The organism is Amycolatopsis sp. 505, from assembly GCF_031625235.1.
Classification (GTDB): Bacteria; Actinomycetota; Actinomycetes; order Mycobacteriales; family Pseudonocardiaceae; genus Amycolatopsis.
This window is the reverse complement of the sequence record NZ_JACKQP010000003.1, coordinates 743,127-760,275: the sequence shown is the minus strand read 5'-3', so window position 1 is coordinate 760,275 and position 17,149 is coordinate 743,127. Positions and strand designations below refer to the sequence as shown.

The 17,149-nt window shown below is 71.8% G+C and carries 18 protein-coding genes and 2 pseudogenes; 9 read left to right on the top strand and 11 right to left on the bottom strand.

Annotation, left to right across the window (positions count from 1 at the left end; translation table 11 throughout):
* Window positions 1–5: 5 nt before the first annotated feature.
* From H5965_RS15090 to H5965_RS15070, 5 genes and pseudogenes are all read right to left on the bottom strand, one after another.
* Window positions 6–449, bottom strand: coding sequence for a hypothetical protein (locus H5965_RS15090; RefSeq protein WP_310970383.1), 444 nt, complete (start codon window positions 447–449; stop codon window positions 6–8).
* A gap of 78 nt (window positions 450–527) precedes the next feature.
* Window positions 528–1,511, bottom strand: coding sequence for an Acg family FMN-binding oxidoreductase (locus tag H5965_RS15085; protein WP_310970382.1), 984 nt, complete (start codon window positions 1,509–1,511; stop codon window positions 528–530).
* Window positions 1,512–1,515: 4 nt separating this feature from the next.
* On the bottom strand, window positions 1,516–1,962 hold the full coding sequence (locus H5965_RS15080; RefSeq protein WP_310970381.1) for a DUF6292 family protein: 447 nt from the start codon (window positions 1,960–1,962) through the stop codon (window positions 1,516–1,518).
* 131 nt (window positions 1,963–2,093) lie between these two features.
* Window positions 2,094–2,720 (bottom strand): annotated as a pseudogene (locus tag H5965_RS15075) (ABC transporter permease); the annotation flags it as partial.
* A pseudogene (locus H5965_RS15070) lies at window positions 2,718–3,365 on the bottom strand (ABC transporter ATP-binding protein); the annotation flags it as partial. The pseudogenes H5965_RS15070 and H5965_RS15075, both read right to left, overlap by 3 nt.
* Before the next feature lie 125 nt (window positions 3,366–3,490).
* Here H5965_RS15070 and H5965_RS15065 point away from each other — a divergent pair.
* The 7 genes from H5965_RS15065 to H5965_RS15035 all read left to right on the top strand — a co-directional run bounded on the left by H5965_RS15065 (window position 3,491) and on the right by H5965_RS15035 (window position 10,423).
* On the top strand, window positions 3,491–5,041 hold the full coding sequence (locus H5965_RS15065) for an AAA family ATPase (protein WP_310970380.1): 1,551 nt from the start codon (window positions 3,491–3,493) through the stop codon (window positions 5,039–5,041).
* The gene (locus H5965_RS15060) at window positions 5,041–6,051 is read left to right on the top strand and encodes an Acg family FMN-binding oxidoreductase (protein WP_310970379.1); all 1,011 of its coding nucleotides are present in this window, start codon (window positions 5,041–5,043) and stop codon (window positions 6,049–6,051) included. The genes H5965_RS15065 and H5965_RS15060 overlap by 1 nt, the downstream gene beginning before the upstream one ends.
* A gap of 14 nt (window positions 6,052–6,065) precedes the next feature.
* The gene (locus H5965_RS15055; RefSeq protein WP_310970378.1) at window positions 6,066–6,305 is read left to right on the top strand and encodes an SHOCT domain-containing protein; all 240 of its coding nucleotides are present in this window, start codon (window positions 6,066–6,068) and stop codon (window positions 6,303–6,305) included.
* A 222-nt stretch (window positions 6,306–6,527) separates the two neighbouring features.
* The gene (locus H5965_RS15050; RefSeq protein WP_310970377.1) at window positions 6,528–6,953 is read left to right on the top strand and encodes a hypothetical protein; all 426 of its coding nucleotides are present in this window, start codon (window positions 6,528–6,530) and stop codon (window positions 6,951–6,953) included.
* A gap of 9 nt (window positions 6,954–6,962) precedes the next feature.
* On the top strand, window positions 6,963–8,324 hold the full coding sequence (locus H5965_RS15045) for a wax ester/triacylglycerol synthase family O-acyltransferase (protein ID WP_310970376.1): 1,362 nt from the start codon (window positions 6,963–6,965) through the stop codon (window positions 8,322–8,324).
* Between the two features lie 48 nt (window positions 8,325–8,372).
* Window positions 8,373–8,783 (top strand): metalloregulator ArsR/SmtB family transcription factor, encoded by a 411-nt coding sequence (locus H5965_RS15040; RefSeq protein ID WP_310970375.1) that lies wholly within the window; start codon window positions 8,373–8,375, stop codon window positions 8,781–8,783.
* Window positions 8,780–10,423, top strand: coding sequence for a SulP family inorganic anion transporter (locus tag H5965_RS15035; RefSeq protein WP_310970374.1), 1,644 nt, complete (start codon window positions 8,780–8,782; stop codon window positions 10,421–10,423). The genes H5965_RS15040 and H5965_RS15035 overlap by 4 nt, the downstream gene beginning before the upstream one ends.
* On the opposite strand, the gene H5965_RS15030 is transcribed toward H5965_RS15035, so the two are convergent.
* Window positions 10,411–11,931 carry a WS/DGAT domain-containing protein gene (locus H5965_RS15030; RefSeq protein ID WP_310970373.1) on the bottom strand — a complete coding sequence of 507 codons (1,521 nt, stop codon included), beginning with the start codon at window positions 11,929–11,931 and terminating at the stop codon, window positions 10,411–10,413. The two genes, H5965_RS15035 and H5965_RS15030, sit on opposite strands and share 13 nt — an antisense overlap.
* Before the next feature lie 141 nt (window positions 11,932–12,072).
* On the opposite strand from H5965_RS15030, the gene H5965_RS15025 reads away from it, so the two are divergent.
* Window positions 12,073–13,332, top strand: coding sequence for an FAD-dependent oxidoreductase (locus H5965_RS15025; RefSeq protein WP_310970372.1), 1,260 nt, complete (start codon window positions 12,073–12,075; stop codon window positions 13,330–13,332).
* A gap of 66 nt (window positions 13,333–13,398) precedes the next feature.
* Window positions 13,399–14,850: a pentapeptide repeat-containing protein gene (locus H5965_RS15020; protein ID WP_310970371.1), complete on the top strand. Its 1,452-nt coding sequence runs from the start codon at window positions 13,399–13,401 to the stop codon at window positions 14,848–14,850.
* Window positions 14,851–14,869: 19 nt separating this feature from the next.
* Here the strand turns inward: H5965_RS15020 and H5965_RS15015 are convergent, their stop codons facing one another.
* From H5965_RS15015 to H5965_RS14995, 5 genes are read right to left on the bottom strand one after another with little or no spacing between them, the layout of a single operon-like run.
* Window positions 14,870–15,688: a slipin family protein gene (locus H5965_RS15015; RefSeq protein WP_310970370.1), complete on the bottom strand. Its 819-nt coding sequence runs from the start codon at window positions 15,686–15,688 to the stop codon at window positions 14,870–14,872.
* A complete protein-coding gene (locus H5965_RS15010) occupies window positions 15,685–16,512 on the bottom strand; it encodes an ATP-binding cassette domain-containing protein (RefSeq protein ID WP_396136903.1) in 828 nt (275 codons plus the stop codon). Before H5965_RS15010 ends, H5965_RS15015 begins: the two co-directional genes overlap by 4 nt.
* 1 nt (window position 16,513) lies before the next feature.
* On the bottom strand, window positions 16,514–16,720 hold the full coding sequence (locus tag H5965_RS15005) for a universal stress protein (protein WP_310970369.1): 207 nt from the start codon (window positions 16,718–16,720) through the stop codon (window positions 16,514–16,516).
* A complete protein-coding gene (locus H5965_RS15000; protein WP_310970368.1) occupies window positions 16,714–16,848 on the bottom strand; it encodes a hypothetical protein in 135 nt (44 codons plus the stop codon). Before H5965_RS15000 ends, H5965_RS15005 begins: the two co-directional genes overlap by 7 nt.
* A complete protein-coding gene (locus H5965_RS14995; protein ID WP_310970366.1) occupies window positions 16,845–17,009 on the bottom strand; it encodes a universal stress protein in 165 nt (54 codons plus the stop codon). Before H5965_RS14995 ends, H5965_RS15000 begins: the two co-directional genes overlap by 4 nt.
* Window positions 17,010–17,149: the final 140 nt, after the last annotated feature.

The window sequence follows — 17,149 nt, the reverse complement described above, 5'->3', positions numbered from 1 at the left end:
CGGCGTCAGCGTGGCCGCCGCAGCCCGGCGCGGATCAGGGCAGCCACCTGGGCCACCAGCCCGAGCACCGAGCCGGCCAGGCCGACGGCCAGCACGATCCGCGCCGTCAACGCCCAGTCGAAGCTGCTGCCGGTGAAGTCGAAGGGGAAGACCTGCCACAACCGCACCAGCGCGGCCAGCCCCGCACATGTCGTCACGACGCCGTTCAGGGCGACGAGCCACTCGGGGTCCTGCCACAACTGGACTAGGCTGGTGACGAGGCCCGCGAGCAGGGTCAGGTCGACCAGGCCGAGCACCATCGGGAACGCCGGGGTGAGGAACGGCAGCACGTCCCAGCCGGGCCAGGCGTTGACCAGGACCAGCAGGACGCCGTTGAGCACGACCCCGACGAGGTAGCCGGCGCGCCGGGTCCGGACGGGCGGTCTGGCCTTCTGCACGCTGGTGGTCATCGTGGACTCCGTTCTCCCACCACGATCGTCGGCCGGTGAACAGGCCGGAGGCAGAGTCCTTGGTCCACGCCTCCGGGCCTAAGGTCCGCGGCGCAGCACCTCGTCCACCGCCCGGCGCGGGCTGGGCGGGTCCGCTTCCGCGGCGTAGCCGATGCGGAGGAGGGCTTGGGGGAAGCCGGTGAGCCGGAGGTCTTCGCACAGCGCCGAGCGCACTTCCGGCAGGTGCAGCGGCTGCGTCAGGACCGCGGCGGCCAACCCGAGGTCGACGGCCGCAAGCCAGGCGCGTTCCATCGCGTACCCGGCCCGCACGTGGTCGAGCCGGGAGTCGTCGGCGGTCATGATGAGCAGGAGCGTCTCGCCCGCCAGGCGACGCTCGAGTTCGGGCAGCTCGGGAATGTCGGTCGCGCGGCGGACCAAGCCCGCCCAGGGCACCGAACCGGCCGGGATCCGGCTCGCGGGGATGCCGACGCCGTGCCGGTGCGCCTGCTCGTCGCGGATCGTCCACAGCGACAGCTCACGCTGGTAGGCGCCGTCCTGCCGGAAGGTGTCCGCGGCGAAATGCAGCAACCGAGCCACGGCGGCGATCTCGTGGACTCGACGGGCTTCGACGCCCGGCGCCCCGGCCGCCGCGACGATCCGCCGCACCACGGCGGCGGGCACGGCCACGCCTTCGAACGGCGCGCGGTGGCTGGCCCGGCGCGCGATGGCCCCGTAGCAGCGGAGCTCCTCGATCGCCGGTGCGGCCGGTTCGCCGACGGCGATCCGCGCCACCAGGTCCGGCTGCTCGTGCTCCGGCAGGAACGAGACCACACAGGACCGGCCGAGCGTGCGGACCGCCAGCTCCAGGTTCGCCACCGCCGCGCCGCAGGAGGCGGCTCGGTCACGGCCCTGCGGATCGTGGTGCGGCAGAGCCGGTTCGGAACGTTCGCGCACCGACAGCTCTCCCGGGGTGACTTCCAGCAACCAGGGCTGCGTGTTGTGCACCGACGGCGCCCGCATCATCGACCGGACCAGCACCTCGGTCTCCGCGGGCGTCCAGCCCGGCGCTTCCACAGTGGACATATGATCACCCGATCCGGGACAGGTAAGGAAGAATCGGCCGGTGGCGGCGCAGGCGGTCCAGCAGTTCGCCGCGGTCGCCGCGCAGATCCGGCGGTACCGGCGGAGCGGACGCGCCACCGGCGGACCGGAGCGCCGCGACGAACCGGCGCACGCGCGCCGGGCTGGGCACGAGCTCGCCGCCGAGGTAGGCCAGCACCAGCAGGTCCTCGCCGGAATGGGTTTCCATGGCGAACGCCCAGCCGTGCCGTTCGTCCCACAGCAGCGCCATGTCGCGGCCGGGGTGGCGGTGCAGGCGCACGTCGAGGGCGATGTACGCCGAGGCGGGGGTGTCGAGGTCCACGGTGCAGGACTCCTCCCCCACGCCGACCGCGGCGCTCACCGCGGCCAGGTAGCCGGTCAGCCCGCTGCGCAGGCCGTGATCACGGTCGATTCCGGTGAGCAGGGGAATCACTCTCCAACGCCGGGGTTCGTGCACCGGCCACAGCGGACCGCGCCGGTTCGGGACCCGACGGTACGTTCGTGCGTGCGCCGGCGGATGGCGTCGTTGGACCTTGCCGCCAGGGACTTTCGTCACTTGTGGCCTCACGGTGTGCGCCGGCGCAGCGTGGCCGCGCCGAGGAGGAGGGCGAGGACGGCGCAGCCGGCGATGATCCCGATGTTGCGGACGAGGGTGCCGTCGACGTCGGCCGAGCGGGTCACCTGCGTGAGGGCGTCGACGGCGTAGCACAACGGCAGGACGTCCGATATCGCGCTCAGCACCCAGCCCATGTCCCCGCGCGGGACGAAGAGCCCGCACAGCAGGAACTGCGGCAGCACGAACACCGGCAGGAACTGGATCGCCTGGAACTCCGTGCGGGCGAACGCGCTGACGAACAGGCCCAGCGCCGTGCCCAGCAGCGCGTCCAGCACCACGACGAGCAGCAGCACCCAGACCGAGCCCGCGATGTCCAGCCCGAGCCAGGTCAGGGAGATCCCCGCCGCCACGACCACCTGCAGCACCGCCAGCAGGCCGAACGCCAGCGCGTAGCCGAGGATCAGGTCCAGCTTGCCGATCGGCAGCGTCATCAGGCGTTCCAGTGTTCCGGTCGTGCGCTCGCGCAACGTCGTCACCGAGGTCAGCAGGAACATGATGGTGAAGGGGAAGATGCCCAGCAGGGCCGGTGCGATCGCGCTGAACCGCTGTTCCGAGTTCAGGACGTACCGCAGCAGGGCCTCCGGGGTGCCGCGAGCCAGCAGCCGGCCCTGGTGCAGCAGGAGGAGGTCGTCGCAGCGGGCGGCTTCGTCCATGACGTGACTGGAGATCAGCAGCGTGACGCCGGTGTCGGCCAGGTCGTGGAACAGCCGCCACAGCTCGTCGCGCAGCTCGGGGTCGGAGCCAACCGTCGGCTCGTCCAGCACCAGCAACTCCGGCGTGCCCAGCAGCGCCACCGCCACGTTGGCCCGGCCCCGCTGGCCGCCGGAAAGCCGCCCGACCAGGGTGCGGGCCGACCCGGTGAGCCCGGTCTGCGCAACGACGCGATCCACATCGGACGCGGGCGCGCCGAGCACCGCGGCGAAGTACCGCAGGGCTTCGGTCACGGTCAGGTCCGCGTAGATCGCCGGGTCCTGGGTCGCGTAGCCGATCCGCCGCCGCAGCTCGGGGTGGCCGGCGGGCTTGCCCAGCACGTCCACGCGGCCGGACTCGACGATCTGCACGCCGACGATCGAGCGCATGAGCGTGCTCTTGCCGCAGCCGTTCGGGCCGAGCAGGCCGGTCACGGTCCCGCGCCGCACGGTGAACCCGATGTCGCGCAGCACCTCCTGTCCGCCGCGGCGGACCCGCAGATCCGTCACCTCGATCGCCGGTTCGTCCACGACGTCTCCTTCCGCCGGGCACCATGGTGAGCGCCGGAACGCGCTCGCGGAAGGTTCCCCGGGTCCTCGGTCCCGATGACTTTCGTCCCCGGCGCGAACCGCCCCGGCGAGCCGATCCTGACGGTATGGACGGACCCTGGGCCGACGTTCGCGAGACCCACATCGGTGCGGTCTTGCTCGTCGGAGACCACGCCTACAAGCTGAAGAAGCCGGTCGACCTCGGCTTCCTGGACTTCTCGACGCGCGAAGCCCGCGAACGGGCCTGCCACCGCGAGGTGGAGCTGAACCGGCGGCTCGCACCGGACGTCTACCTCGGGGTCGCCGACGTCACCGGCCCCGACGGCGAGGTCCGCGACCACCTGGTCGTGATGCGCCGGATGCCCGAGGACCGGCGGCTCTCGACCCTGATCCGGCGCGGCGCGGCGGCACCCGCGACGATCCGGGCGCTGGCGCGGCAGCTGGCCGCCTTCCACGCCCAGGCGGCACGCGGGCCGGAGATCGACGCCGACGAGACCCGCGACGCGGTCCGGGACCGCTGGCGCGACAGCTTCGCGCAGGTCCGGCCGTTCCACGGCGAGGTGCTCGACCCGGCCACCGCGGACGAGATCGAAGTACTGGCCGAGGAGTTCCTCGCCGGCCGCAAATCCCTGTTCGACCGCCGGATCGCCGAAGGGCACGTCGTCGACGGCCACGGAGACCTGCTGGCCGACGACATCTTCTGCCTCGCCGACGGCCCGCGCGTGCTGGACTGCCTGGAGTTCGACGACCACCTCCGGCACGTCGACGTGCTCGACGACGTCGCCTTCCTCGCGATGGACATCGAGCGGCTCGGCGCGCTCGAACTGGGCGAACAGCTCCTGCGCGACTACCGCGAGTTCACCGGCGACCCCGCTCCCCCGGCGCTGGTGCGCCACTACCTCGCTTACCGCGCGTTCGTCCGGGCCAAGGTGGCCTGCCTCCGCCACGGGCAGGGCGATCCGCGGGCGGCCGAGCTGGCCAGGGCGTACGCCGACCTCGCCCTCGGGCACCTGCGGCTGGGCCAGGTTCGGCTGGTCCTCGTCGGCGGGGAACCGGGCACCGGCAAGTCCACCATCGCCGCCGGGCTGGCCGACCGGCTCGGTGCCACCCTGCTGCAGTCCGATCGCCTGCGCAAGGAACTGGCCGGGCTCACCCCGGCCCGGCGGCCCGCCGAGGGCTACCGCGAAGGCCTCTACGACTCGCGGCACTCGGACGCGACGTACGCCGAGCTCGTGCGCCGGGCCGGCGACCTGCTGGCGCTCGGCGAAACCGTGGTGCTGGACGCATCCTGGAACGCGGCCCCGCACCGGGCGCTCGCCGTCGCGGCTGCCGCGCGGACGAGCAGCCCGGTGGTCGCCCTCCGCTGCCGGGCCCCGGAGGTGATCGCCGCGCAGCGCATCACGACCCGGACCGGCGCCCTGTCGGACGCGACCCCCGAGATCGCCCGTCGGATGGCCGTGGACGCCGACCCGTGGCCCGAAGCGCATTCGCTGCCGACCAGCGGCACGCCCGCGGAGTCGCTCGCGCGAGCCTTGGCCTGTCTCGTGCCCGAGCACCGAAAGTCCCCGCAGCGAAGGCACTCCGGCCCTCCCGGCGGCCGCGACCGCGGTGCGAAGGTCGAGGCGGCAGAGACTCCCGACGACGAGGCAGGCCGATGATGGACCGAGCATTCCCGGACGACTTCACCGTCAAGACCGCGGTCGCCATGGCGGTCTGCGCGCCGTCGGTGCACAACTCCCAGCCGTGGTACTGGCGGCTCGGCCACAGCTCCCTGCACCTCTACGCCGACCCGGACCGGCGGTTGCCCGAGACCGACCCGGACGGTCGTGACCTGATCCTCAGCTGCGGTGCCGCGTTGCACCACGCCCGGGTCGGCTTCGCCGCGCTCGGCTGGGCCGCGGAAGTGCACCGGCTGCCCAATCCCGCCGAGCCCGACCACCTGGCGGCGATCACGCTGCACCCGCACGACCCGTCCCAGGACGAGATCGCGATGGCCGCCGCCATCCCCCGGCGGCGGACCGACCGCCGCCGCCACAGCTCGTGGGTCGTCCCGCGCGGCCACGTCGAAGCGATGTCCCGGGCGGCCGCGCTGGAAGGCACCGTGCTGCAACTCACCGACAACTCGGCGAGGTACTACCTCGCGACGGCGATCGAGGAGGCCGCGGACCGGCACGCGGCCGACCCCGCCTATCGCACCGAACTTTCGGCCTGGAGCGGACGTCACCTCTCCCCGGACGGCGTCCCGGCCCGCAACACCCCGGCCCCGGACGACACCCCGGGCGCGCTCCGGACCCGGCCTTTCGCCGACCCGCTCCTGGCTCAGCCGGTGGGGGCCAGGGCCGAGGACGACGAGACCGTTTTGCTCGTGCTCAGCACCGCGTCCGACGACCGGATGTCCCGGCTGCGAGCTGGTGAAGCCACGAGTGCCGTGCTGCTGACGGCGAACGCGTTCGGCCTGTCGTCGTGCCCGCTGACCGAGCCGCTGGAGCTGCCGGACGTCCGCGACACCGTGACCGAGCACGTCACCGGCGGGTCGTTCCCCCAGATGGTGCTGCGCATCGGCTGGGCCCCCGCCAACACCGAGCCGCTGCCCGCCACCCCGCGCCGCGACCTGGATGACGTGCTGCAGCCGCTCGAAGCTCCCCCGAAGCACTTCCAGGCCCACTAGGAAAGGAGCCGGTCATGCCGTATTGGCACTCCCCCGCAACCATGGGCTGGGCCGGCGGCATCGGCATGCTCGTGCTGATGGCGCTCATCCTGGCCGGGCTCGTCGCGCTCGTGGTCGTCCTCGCGCGGCGGGCACCGCAGCCGCCGTCCACGGACGGCGCGGCCCGGCGGATCCTCGACGAACGGTTCGCCCGCGGCGAGATCGACCAGGAGGAGTACGAACGGCGCCGGGACACCCTGGCGAGGACGAGATGACCTCACGCGGCCGGGCGGTGCTCGTCGCGGTGGCGTGCGGCCTGGCGGTCGCCGGGTGCGGGAGCGACCGGGCCCCGGCGCCTCCGGCGAGCCCGCCGGCGTCGGTGCTCCCGGCACCCGTGCCGGCCCCGGCCACCACACCCGCGTCACTGACCACACCGGCGCCTTCCCCTGCGAAACCGGCCCGCGGGCTGGCGCACGGACCCGCGTGCTGCGGACCCGATGAGCCGGGACGCGCTCTACCTCGTGCGCGCCGGGCGGCATGCCTGCTTCGACCGGGTGGTCTTCGACGTCAGCGGCCCTGCGGCGGCCGGGTTCGCCGTCCGGTACTTGCCGGTGGTGACCACCGACCCGAAGGGCGACCCGCTGCCGGTGCCCGGCGGCGCGGCCCTGCAGATCGTCGTCCGGGCGCCCGCGCTCGGCGCCGACGACTCCGGCCACCAGCCCGGACGGTTCCTGGCCGCGGTCGGCGACACCCTCGTCAGCACCCCGGACTGGCCGTCCCTGCGGGCCGTGCGCTTCGCCGGCTCCTTCGAAGGGCTCAGCACGTTCGCCGCTGGTGTCCGCGCGCAGCTGCCGTTCCGCGTGTTCACCCAGCTCGGCCCCCAGGACCAGGTCCGGCGAGTTGTCGTCGACATAGCGCACTGAGAGGACGTCATGGACCGGCTCAGCCCGCTCGACGCCGCCTTCCTCGAGATCGAAGACGAGGACCCGGGATCGTCGCTGGCCATCGCGTCGGTCGCGATCGCCGAGGGACCGGTGCCGGACCAAGACGAGTTCGCCGCGGCCGTGCTCGCGCGGCTGGCCGGGATCCCTCGCTACCGGCAGAAGGTGCGCACGGTGCCGTTCGACCTCGGGCCGCCGGTCTGGGTCGACGACCCGGCGTTCGACCCGCCCGCGCATTTCGGGCGAGTCGCCCTTCCGGCACCGCATGACGAAACCGCGCTCTGCGAGCTGGTCGCCCTGCTGATGGGCGAACGGCTCGAACGCGACCGGCCGCTGTGGGAGTTCTGGGTGATCGAGGGCCTGCCGGACGAGCACTGGGCGATCCTGACGAAGCTGCACCACACCCTGGCCGACGGCATGGCGGCGACGCGGCTGCAGACCGTCCTGTTCGGCGATGCCCCGGCCGACCCGCGGCCCGCCGCCGAAGCTGCCGACCCTGGTGCCGCCAAGCTGCTGCTGGACGCGGCCGGTTCGCTGCTGCGCACGCCCTGGACCCAGTCGCGGCTGCTCGCCCGCGCGCTGCTGCACCCGAACCGGCTGGCCCGCCGCGTCAGCGACGCCGCCCGCGGGCTCGCGGCGATGACGTCCGCGCTGCTGCCGGTGTCGCCCACGCCGTTGACCGGCCCGCTCGGGCGCGACCGGCGCTACTCGACCGCGTCGGTGCCGCTCGCCGACGTCCAGGCTGTCGCGCGAGCCTTCGACGTCACGGTGAACGACGTCCTGCTGGCCGCGGTCACCGGCGGGTTCCGGGAACTGCTGCTGCAGCGCGGCGAGACGCCCGCAGCCGACAGCGTGCGGTCGCTGGTGCCGGTGTCCGTGCGGTCCGGCACCGCGCTCGACAACGAAGTCTCGCTCCTGCTGCCGCTGCTGCCGGTCGACCTGGCCGACCCGGCCCAGCGGCTGGTCCGGGTACACCGGCGGCTGGGCACGCTGAAAGCCGCCAAGGAGGCCGCCGCCGGCGCGCTGCTCACCGCGACCGCGGCGCACGAGCCGTTCGCCCCGGTCGCGTGGGCGATCCGGGCCGCCGCACACCTGCCGCAGCGCAACATCGCCACGGTGACGACCAACGTTCGCGGCCCTGCCGAACCGCTGTCCGCACTCGGCCGCCGGATCGTCCGGATCCACCCGTACGTGCCCATTGCGCTGCGGGTGCGGATCGGCGTCGCGATGCTCAGCTACGCCGGCGAGGTGACCTTCGGGATCACGGCGGACGCGGATGCGGTCCCGGACACCGGCGTGCTCGCCAAGGCGATCGAGCGGGAGTTCCCGGCGCTGCTGGCGGCGGCCCGCTGAGACCGTGGGTTGATGGATTGATAGAGTCATCAATCCAGGAGGTGCCCATTGCCCGCCCGCTCCCGCACGACCGAGCCGCTCTACCGGATCAAAGCCGACCTGTTCAAGTGCCTGGCCCACCCGATCCGGATCCAGGTGCTGGAGGTGCTGGCCGCGGCCGGCGAAGCGGGCACGCCGGTCACCCGGTTGCTCGAGGTGACCGACTGCGAAGCGTCCCACCTGTCCCAGCACCTCGCGGTGCTCCGCCGCAGCGGAGTCGTCACCTCCACCCGCACCGGCAACGCCGTCGAGTACTGGCTCGCGCAGCCGCTCGTCGCGGAACTGCTGGTCGTCGCCCGCGCCTTCCTGCTGTCCAGCCTGACCCCGGACTCCGACCGGCTGCGCACCGCGCAGGAACTGCCCCCCCTGCCCGGAGCCAGCCCCCAGGCCATCCTCGACGCGATCGCGGCCGAGGCGTGAGCCGCCTCGCGGCCGCCCGGGAGCTGCTGCCCGGCCGGGCCGACTACGACCTGCGCCCGCCGGTGCTGCGGGCGGACCTCCTCGCCGGGATCACCGTCGGCGTCGTGGCCCTCCCCCTCGCGCTGGCCTTCGGCATCAGCTCGGGCGCGGGAGCCGCAGCCGGGCTCGTCACTGCCGTGGTCGCCGGGATCGTGGCCGCGGTCTTCGGCGGATCGCCGGTCCAGGTCTCCGGCCCGACCGGGGCCATGGCCGTCGTCCTGGCGCCGATCGTGGCCGTCCACGGGACGGCGTCCGTGGCGCTCGTGTCGATCCTCGGCGGCGTGGTGGTGCTCGCCGCGGGCGCGGCGCGGCTGGGCAGGCTGGTGGGTTACCTGCCGTGGCCGGTCGTCGAAGGCTTCACGCTCGGCATCGCCTGCATCATCTTCCTGCAGCAGATTCCCGCGGTTGTCGGGACGACTGCGCCGGCAGGCCGTAACCCGTTGCTGGGCGCAGGATCCGCCCTCGTGCATGCCGGTAGTGCCGCGGGCTGGACGGTGGCGATGGTCGCCGTCGTGGCGGTGATCATGCTGACGCTGCCGAAGCTGCATCGCGGGATTCCGGCGTCATTGGTGGCGGTGGCCGTGGCGACCGTCGCCGCCGAAGTCGCGCACGCCCCGGTGCCGCGCATCGGGAGCCTGCCGAGCAGCCTCGTCCCCGCGCTGCCGCAGTTCGACCTCGGCGTGGTCCACGACCTCGCCGGGGCGGTCATCGCGGTCGCTGCGCTGGCCGCCATCGAATCCCTGTTGTCGGCCCGGGTGGCCGCGACGATGACCCGCGGCGGCCCGCCGGTGGGGCCCACCCGGCCGGACCGCGAGCTCGTCGGCCAAGGCCTGGCCTCGATCGCCAGTGGCCTGTTCGGTGGGATGCCCGCGACCGGTGCGATCGCCCGCACCGCGGTCAACGTCCGGTCCGGGGCGCGCACGCGGCTCGCGTCCGTCGTCCACGCGCTGGTGATCCTCGCGGTGATCTACGCCGCCACCGGGCTCGTCTCCCGGATCCCCCTGGCCGCCCTCGCCGGTGTCCTGCTGATCACGAGCCTCCGCATGGTGCCGCTCGCCACGATCCGCGAAGTCGTCCGGGCCAGCCGGTCCAGCGCGGTCACCTTCGCCGTGACCGCACTCGTCACCGTTGCGGCCGACCTCATCCTCGCGGTCGAGATCGGCTTGCTGGCTGCCGCGTTCTTCGCGTTGCGCCACCTCGCCCGCGCCGCCCGGGCCGGCCGCGACACCCTGCCCGGCCCGGCCGCCGAGGGCGACGAGCACATCGCCGTCTTCCGCTTCGAGGGCGCCGTGTTCTGGGGCGCTTCGGAACGGGTCATGGCCGAGATCGCGGCGGCGGCCGACGACGTCCTCGTCGTCATCCTGCGGTTCTCCCGCCTGCACCTGCTCGACGCGACCGGCGCGAAGGCGCTGGGCGAGACCATCGGGGAGCTGGAGGCACGGGGAATCACGGTGCTGCTGAAGGGGGTCCAGGACCACCACCGGCACCTGCTGACCACCACCGGCGCCCTGCGCACCGGCCGCCACCTCTTCACCAGCCTCGACGACGCGCTCGCCCACGCCCGCGCCCAGGTGAGCGCGGCGTCGGCTCAGGCGCGCTGAGCGACCTCGGCGAATTCTTCGGCCAGCGCGGCCACCAGCAGCTCCGGGTCCGGGATCAGCGTGCGGTCGGTGCCGAAGCCGAACCGCACCTGGCCGGCGTAGCTGAAGATGCAGATGGTGATCGCCTGGCGGCCGCTGCACGGCGCCCAGCCGACGATCCCGTCGACCTCCGCGCCCGCCAGGGTCATCGCCGTCCGCGGGCCGGGCACGTTCGTGAGCACGCCGACGGCCTTGCCGGCGAAGAACCGGCTCAGCGGCAAGCCGACCGGCGCCGGGCTCTGCGCGATCGCGTACTGCACCCCGAAAGTCAGCACCGGCTCGAAGGAGTCGCGGATCCGGGCGACCCGCCGGTGCACCTCGGCGAGGCGCTCGGCGAACGTCCGGCGGCCGAGCGGCAGCTGGGCCAGCACCAGGGAGAAGTGGTTGCCGAGGGTGGCCGGGAGCTCGTCGTCGAAGGACGACAGGCTCACCGGGATCAGCCAGCCGAGGTCCGACGCCTCGGGCCGCGCGGTTCCGTGGGCCGTGAAGTACCGGTCGAGTGCTCCGGCGACGAGCGCGGTGCAGACGTCGTTGATCGTCGTCCCGGTGTCGTGGCCGATCCGGCCGAGCGTGACCAGCGGGACCGGGTCGCTCCACGCCGCGGTCTTCTCGACGCCCGGTTCACCGTCCCACAGGCCGGTGGCCGTGGACGGGCCCAGCAGGTCAGCGGTCCCGGTCGCGCTGTGCCAGAGGGTCGTCGCCGCGCTCGCGACCGTGTCGACCGCGCGCCGGGGACCGCCGTCGAGGGCCGACGACAGGAAGCCGGCGACCGCGCCCGTGGCCCCCACGGCCGCGGTCGCGCCGAGGAAGGGCAGGGCGACCGCGGATTCCAGCACCGGATGCACACGGGCGGCTCGCAGCTGGACTTTGGCACCGGTGTCACCGAGGACGCGCAGCGCGGTGGCGCCGAGCCGGGCCACGGGCTGGGCCACCGGTTCGCGGTGGGGTGCGGCCCCGCCGACCTTCGCGTGCGGGGCCGGTTCGCTCTCGACCGGGTCCAGGAGGCTGAACAGGACCTGCGTCAGCCGGATGCCGTCCGCCATCGCGTGGTGGGTGCGGCACACCAGCGCGCTGCCGCCGCGGTAGCCCTGCAGCAGATCGATGGTCCACAGTGGACGTCGTGGGTCGAGTGGCTCGCCGCGTCGCGCCGCGACGAACGTCTGCAGGGCCGCCTGGTCGGCGGGCGCCGGGAGGTCTTGCACGACGAAGTGCTTGCCGAGGTCGAAGCCGGGATCCGTTTCCCAGAAGAGCGTGCGGCCGCGCCGGACGGCGCGCTGGAAGTACACCGGGTACCGGGCGAGCAGGCGGTCGGACACCAGCGACCGCAGCCGCGCGGGGTCCACCGGTGTCCGCGTCCAGAGGACCGAGGTGACGACCATCAGGTTCTCGGGCCGGTCCAGGTGCAGCCACAGGCTGTCCTGCGCCGGCATCCGGCGGTGCGGTCCGACGGTTTTCCGCGTGTTCGGCACCCCTCCACTGTGCTGCGGCACCGAATCCGGTGAAAAGGGCCGGAAGTCCCTCGCCCGCGCGGCCGAGGACTCTCCCTCCGCTCGCCCGTCCGGGCGCATCGTGAAATGTCGGCCGACCCACCGGAGCATCGGAGAAGACTCATGTCCCCCACCCACGTAGTCGTTCTGGGCAGCGGGTTCGCCGGGCTGGAGACGGCGTTCGCGCTACGCGCGCTCGCGAACCCGGACCGCGTCCGGCTGACCCTCGTCTCCGACCGGGACGACTTCCTGTTCCGCCCCAACAGCATCTACCTGCCCTTCGGCGCGGCCGAGGGACCGCTGCACGTGCCGCTCGCAAAACCGTTGCGGCGCCGGGAAATCGAAGCCCGGATCGCCACGGCCGAAGGTGTCGACACCGAGCGCCGCGTCGTGCACACCTCCCACGAACCGGTGCCGTACGACCACCTGGTCGTCGCCACCGGCGCCGCGATACGCCCCGAGGAGGTGCCCGGCCTGGCGGAGTATGCACGCACTGTGTGGACGCCGGGGCAGCTGCACGCACTGGGCGAGCAGCTGCAGTGGGTGGCACAGCACGCCCGGCACGGCCGGCTGCAGCAGGTCCTGTTCCTCGTGCCGCCCGGCAACAAGTGCGCCGGACCGCTGTACGAGATCACGCTGATGCTCGACACCTGGCTGCGCCGCCGCGAGGTCCGCGACAACGTCCAGATCGCCTTCGCCACCTCCGAGAAGAGTTACGTGCAGGCGTTCGGGCCCAAGCTGCACGACGTGGTGGCCGCGGAGTTCGCCACCCGCGGGATCGCGGGCCGCACCGGCGTCGAACCCGACAAGGTGAGCGAGCTCGAGGTGGCCTTCACCGACGGCACCTCGCACGAGTTCGACCTGCTGGTGGCGTTCCCGCCGTACGTCGCCGCCCAGCGCTTCGACGGCCTCCCGGCCGACGACCGCGGCTTCCTCGTCTGCGAGGAGAGCAAGCGCGAGGTGCTGGGGCACCCCGGTGTCTACGCCCCCGGCGACGCCGGCGACTTCCCGGTCAAGCAGGCGTTCCTGGCCCTGCTGCAGGCCCAGGCGGTGGCCGGCCAGATCGCCGCCGACGCCGGCGTGCACCTGCCGGGGCCCGGGTTCGAGCCGGTGAGCATGTGCGTGCTGGAAATGTTCGACAAGGCGACGTTCGCGCAGGTCCCGCTGTCGGTCACCGGCGATCCGGTCCGCCCGGTCGTCGTCGACCCGGACGCGCTCGAGGACTACCGCGTCGGCACGTCGGCGGCCTGGCGGCTGGGCAAGAAGGCCCTCGGCACCTACGTCCCGGGCCGGTTCCGCGCCGGGCTGTCGGTGCACGCGGGCGCCGGCTGGGACTCGATGGCGTTCGGTCTGCGGGGCGCCACCCGCTGGCTGGCCCGGTGATCCCTTATCGAAGTTCGGCAGGCCCGTCACGCACGTCGACCATTGCCACAATGCGATAGTTCCCTGGTGAACGAGCCAACCAGACCTGCCCATCCGGACTCCGTCACCGACCAGGCACCGCTGACCAAGCCGCGGCTGCGCCCGATCCCCCGGTGGGTGGTCGCGGTCGGGATTCCGGCGATGTGCCTGGTAGCCGTTGCATCCGGTTGGCTACTGATCAGTACGAGCGCGACATCGACCCAGCTGGACGCCCTTCGGACCGCAGGGACACTCGGCGTCGGGACAGGAGGTGCAGTCGCCCTCTGGTTGGCAGTGCGACGCCAGCGCTCGACAGAGCTCGACCTGCTGCAGAAATACGAGACCCACCAGCTGGCGGAACGCGTCGCGGCCCAGAACGCAGCCGCAGCCGACCGCGCGGCCACGCACGCCGAACACGACGCGCGCGAACGTCGCCTAACCGATCTCTACCTCAAAGCCGTCGAACAGCTCGGTTCAGACAAGGCAGCGGTCAGACACGGTGCTCTCTACGCCCTCGAGCGGGTCGCACAGGACAACGTCGGCCAGCGGCAGACCGTCGTGGACGTGATCTGCGCGTACCTACGGGCGCCCTACCCTGCATCCCCTGTCGAACAGCCCACCCATCGCCGTGTCGTGCACCGTTCGCTGCTGACGGCTTCGAAAGCCCGCCGCACTACCGCGATCACCAGACCGGTCGCCTTCACCACACCAGTATCCGACCTTTCGGGTGAAGCGCGACAGGAGAAGGAGGTCCGCCTGACCGCCCAGAAGATCATCTCTGGTCACTTGTGGCCGGGCGACCTCAAAGACCCCGATCCCAGCTTCTGGGCAGACATTGACCTTGACCTCGCCGGCGCGACCCTGTTCGACACCGAACTGGACGGCGTCGTCGTAGGAAAGGCAAACTTCGCCGCCGCAACCTTCGTTGGGGCTTCCCGGTTCGATGGCGCAACCTTCTCCGGAAGAACCAACTTCGACGACGCGGTATTCACCGCGGATGCAAGATTCGTCGGAGCCAAGTTCGAGAACTATTCGTCATTCTCCGAAGCAAAGTTCAATAACGACGCTGACTTTGCCGCAGTAAGATTCTTCGAACCAGCCACCCTTAGTGGCATCACATTTTCAGGCATGGCCAGATTTAAAGGAGCGCGCTTCTCAGGGGAGACGCTGTTCGATGCAACGAAATTCTCCTCCTACACGGAGTTTTCCGACGCTAGATTCTCAGACGATGCCTGGTTCGCGGAGTCGACTTTCAGTGGAACAGCAACTTTCGAACGAGCGAGTTTTACCAGCTTCACCAGCTTTACTGACGCGGTTTTCAACACGGCAACATTCCAAGAGGCGAATTTTGCCGGCTCCACAGAATTCATTAGGGCACACTTCATCGATTCCGCAAAATTCGACCAGGCTCATTTCGGAGACGACCAGCTAGTAGACTTCGGAGAAGCAAAGTTCGACAAGGCCGAACCGGAGGCACTTCGGCAGTACTTGACGAGATAGCACACCCGGGCAAAGCAGCTCAGCGAGGCGCCCGAACTGCCATCTCGCCGCCGCTAGGTACTACCGCCGGCGGTGCAGCAGCGGCCGCTTCGCGGGCCAGGAACGTGCCCAGCTCGCCGATCGTGCTCATCAGCGGTGCCGGGAACACGACCGTGCTGTTGTGGTCGACGCCGATCTCCATCAGCGTCTGCAGGTTCCGCAGCTGCAGCGCCAGCGGGTGCGCCATCATCGTGTCCGACGCCGTGCCGAGTGCCGCCGCAGCTTGAGCCTCGCCTTCGGCGTTGATGATCTTGGCTCGCTTCTCGCGCTCGGCCTCGGCCTGCTTGGCCATGGCCCGCTTCATCGTCTCGGGCAGCTGGATGTCCTTCAGCTCCACCAGGGTCACGTCGACGCCCCACTCGGTGGTGGTCACGTCGAGGATCTGCCGGATGTCCGAGTTGATCTTGTCGGTCTCCGCCAGCGTCTCGTCAAGGGTGTGCTGGCCGACGACCTTCCGCAGCGTCGTCTGCGCGATCTGGTCGATCGCCGCGTAGACGTTCTCGATCGCGACCACCGACTTCGTCGCGTCCACCACGCGGAAGTACGCCACGGCCGAGACGTCGACGCTGACGTTGTCGCGGGTGATGATGCCCTGCGACTGGATCGGCATCGTGACGATCCGCAGGGACACCCGGCGCAGCACGTCGATCACCGGGATGATGAACCGCAGCCCGGGCTCGCGGACCCCGACCACCCGGCCCAGCCGGAACAGCACCCCCTTCTCGTACTGCTTGACGATCCGGATCGACAGCGCCAGCAAGACGATGACGACCGCGGCGGCGATCCACCAGCCGGTCATGACGCGACTCCCTTCGTTCGGGCCGGGACGCTCCAGCGGTCGGAGCGGCCCGCGGTCATCAGGTCGACGACCGTTTCCTTTGTCAGTTCACCGGTGGCGTACACGCCCGCCATCCGGCCCAGGTACAAAACCGCGATCCGGTCGGCCACGTCGAAAACGTCGTTCATGTTGTGCGACACGACGACCACGCCCAGACCTCGCTCGGCCAGGCGGCCGACCAGCTCCAGCACGACCTCGGTGTGCTGCACGCCGAGCGCCGCCGTCGGCTCGTCCATGATGACCAGTTTCGAGTGCCACAACACCGCTTTGGCGATCGCCACCGCCTGGCGCTGGCCACCCGACAGCGACCCGACCGGCTGGCGGACCGACGTCACCGTCGTCACGCCCAAACTGTGCAAGGTCTCCTTCGCGGCCAGTTCCATGCGGTCTTCGTCGAGCGACACGTGCCGGACCTTTTCCCGGCCCAGGAACATGTTCTGCACGATGTCGAGGTTGTCGCACAGGGCCAGGTCCTGGTACACGGTCTCGATGCCGAGCGCGGCGGCGTCCCGCGGCGTGCGGATCCGCACCCGCTGCCCCTGCCAGGTGAGCTCGCCGGCGTCCGGGACGTGGATGCCGGCGATGCACTTGATCAGCACGGACTTGCCCGCGCCGTTGTCACCGACCAGCGCGGTGACCTGCCCGGCCGGGACGTCGAGGTCGACGCCGGCCAGCGCCTGCACCGGTCCGAACTTCTTCGTGAGGCCCCGGACGCGCAGCAGCGGCGGATCGGTCGGTTCGTCGGCATCCGGGACATCCGCGGGCCGCTCGGCGATGGTGGTCACGTCAGGCCGTTTCCCCGGCGACCTCGGCCAGCCGGCGGCCGAGCGGGCTGTCCGGCGTGCGCGCCGGCGGCGGGATCACGGCGACCGGGCAGGTCGCGTGCCGCAGGCAGGCGCTGCTCACCGAACCGGCGAGCGCCGCCCGGACCTTTCCCTTGCCTTGGCTGCCGACCACCAGCATGGTCGCGTCCTTCGCCCGCTCGGTCAGCACCCGGCGGGATCGCCGTCGGGCGCCGAGCAGCGGACCGTCATGCCCGTGAGGTCCTTCGTCACCGCCGTGACGAGCTTCTCCAGCTCGTGGAGGTGCACCCGCCGGGCTTCCTCGAGGGTCCGGTTCACCGACGCGTCATCGAGCATCGCATCGTGCAGCACACCGTCACGACGTCCAGTTCGGCGCCACTGACGGCGGCTTGCCCGGCCGCCCACACGAGCGCGGCCGTTCCGGCGTCGGACCCGTCGACCCCGACCACGATCCGGCCGTTCGCCGTTGCTTCGGTCATCACCGCTCCTTCCGCAGTCCCCTCCACCTTCAGCGAACTCCTCACCCGCGCCGGGCGAAGCAGTCGTTCTGCCCGACCTGCGAGGACCTTGGGCCCTACGAGCCGGGTGCGCCGCCGGAGAACCATCGACGGAAAAGACG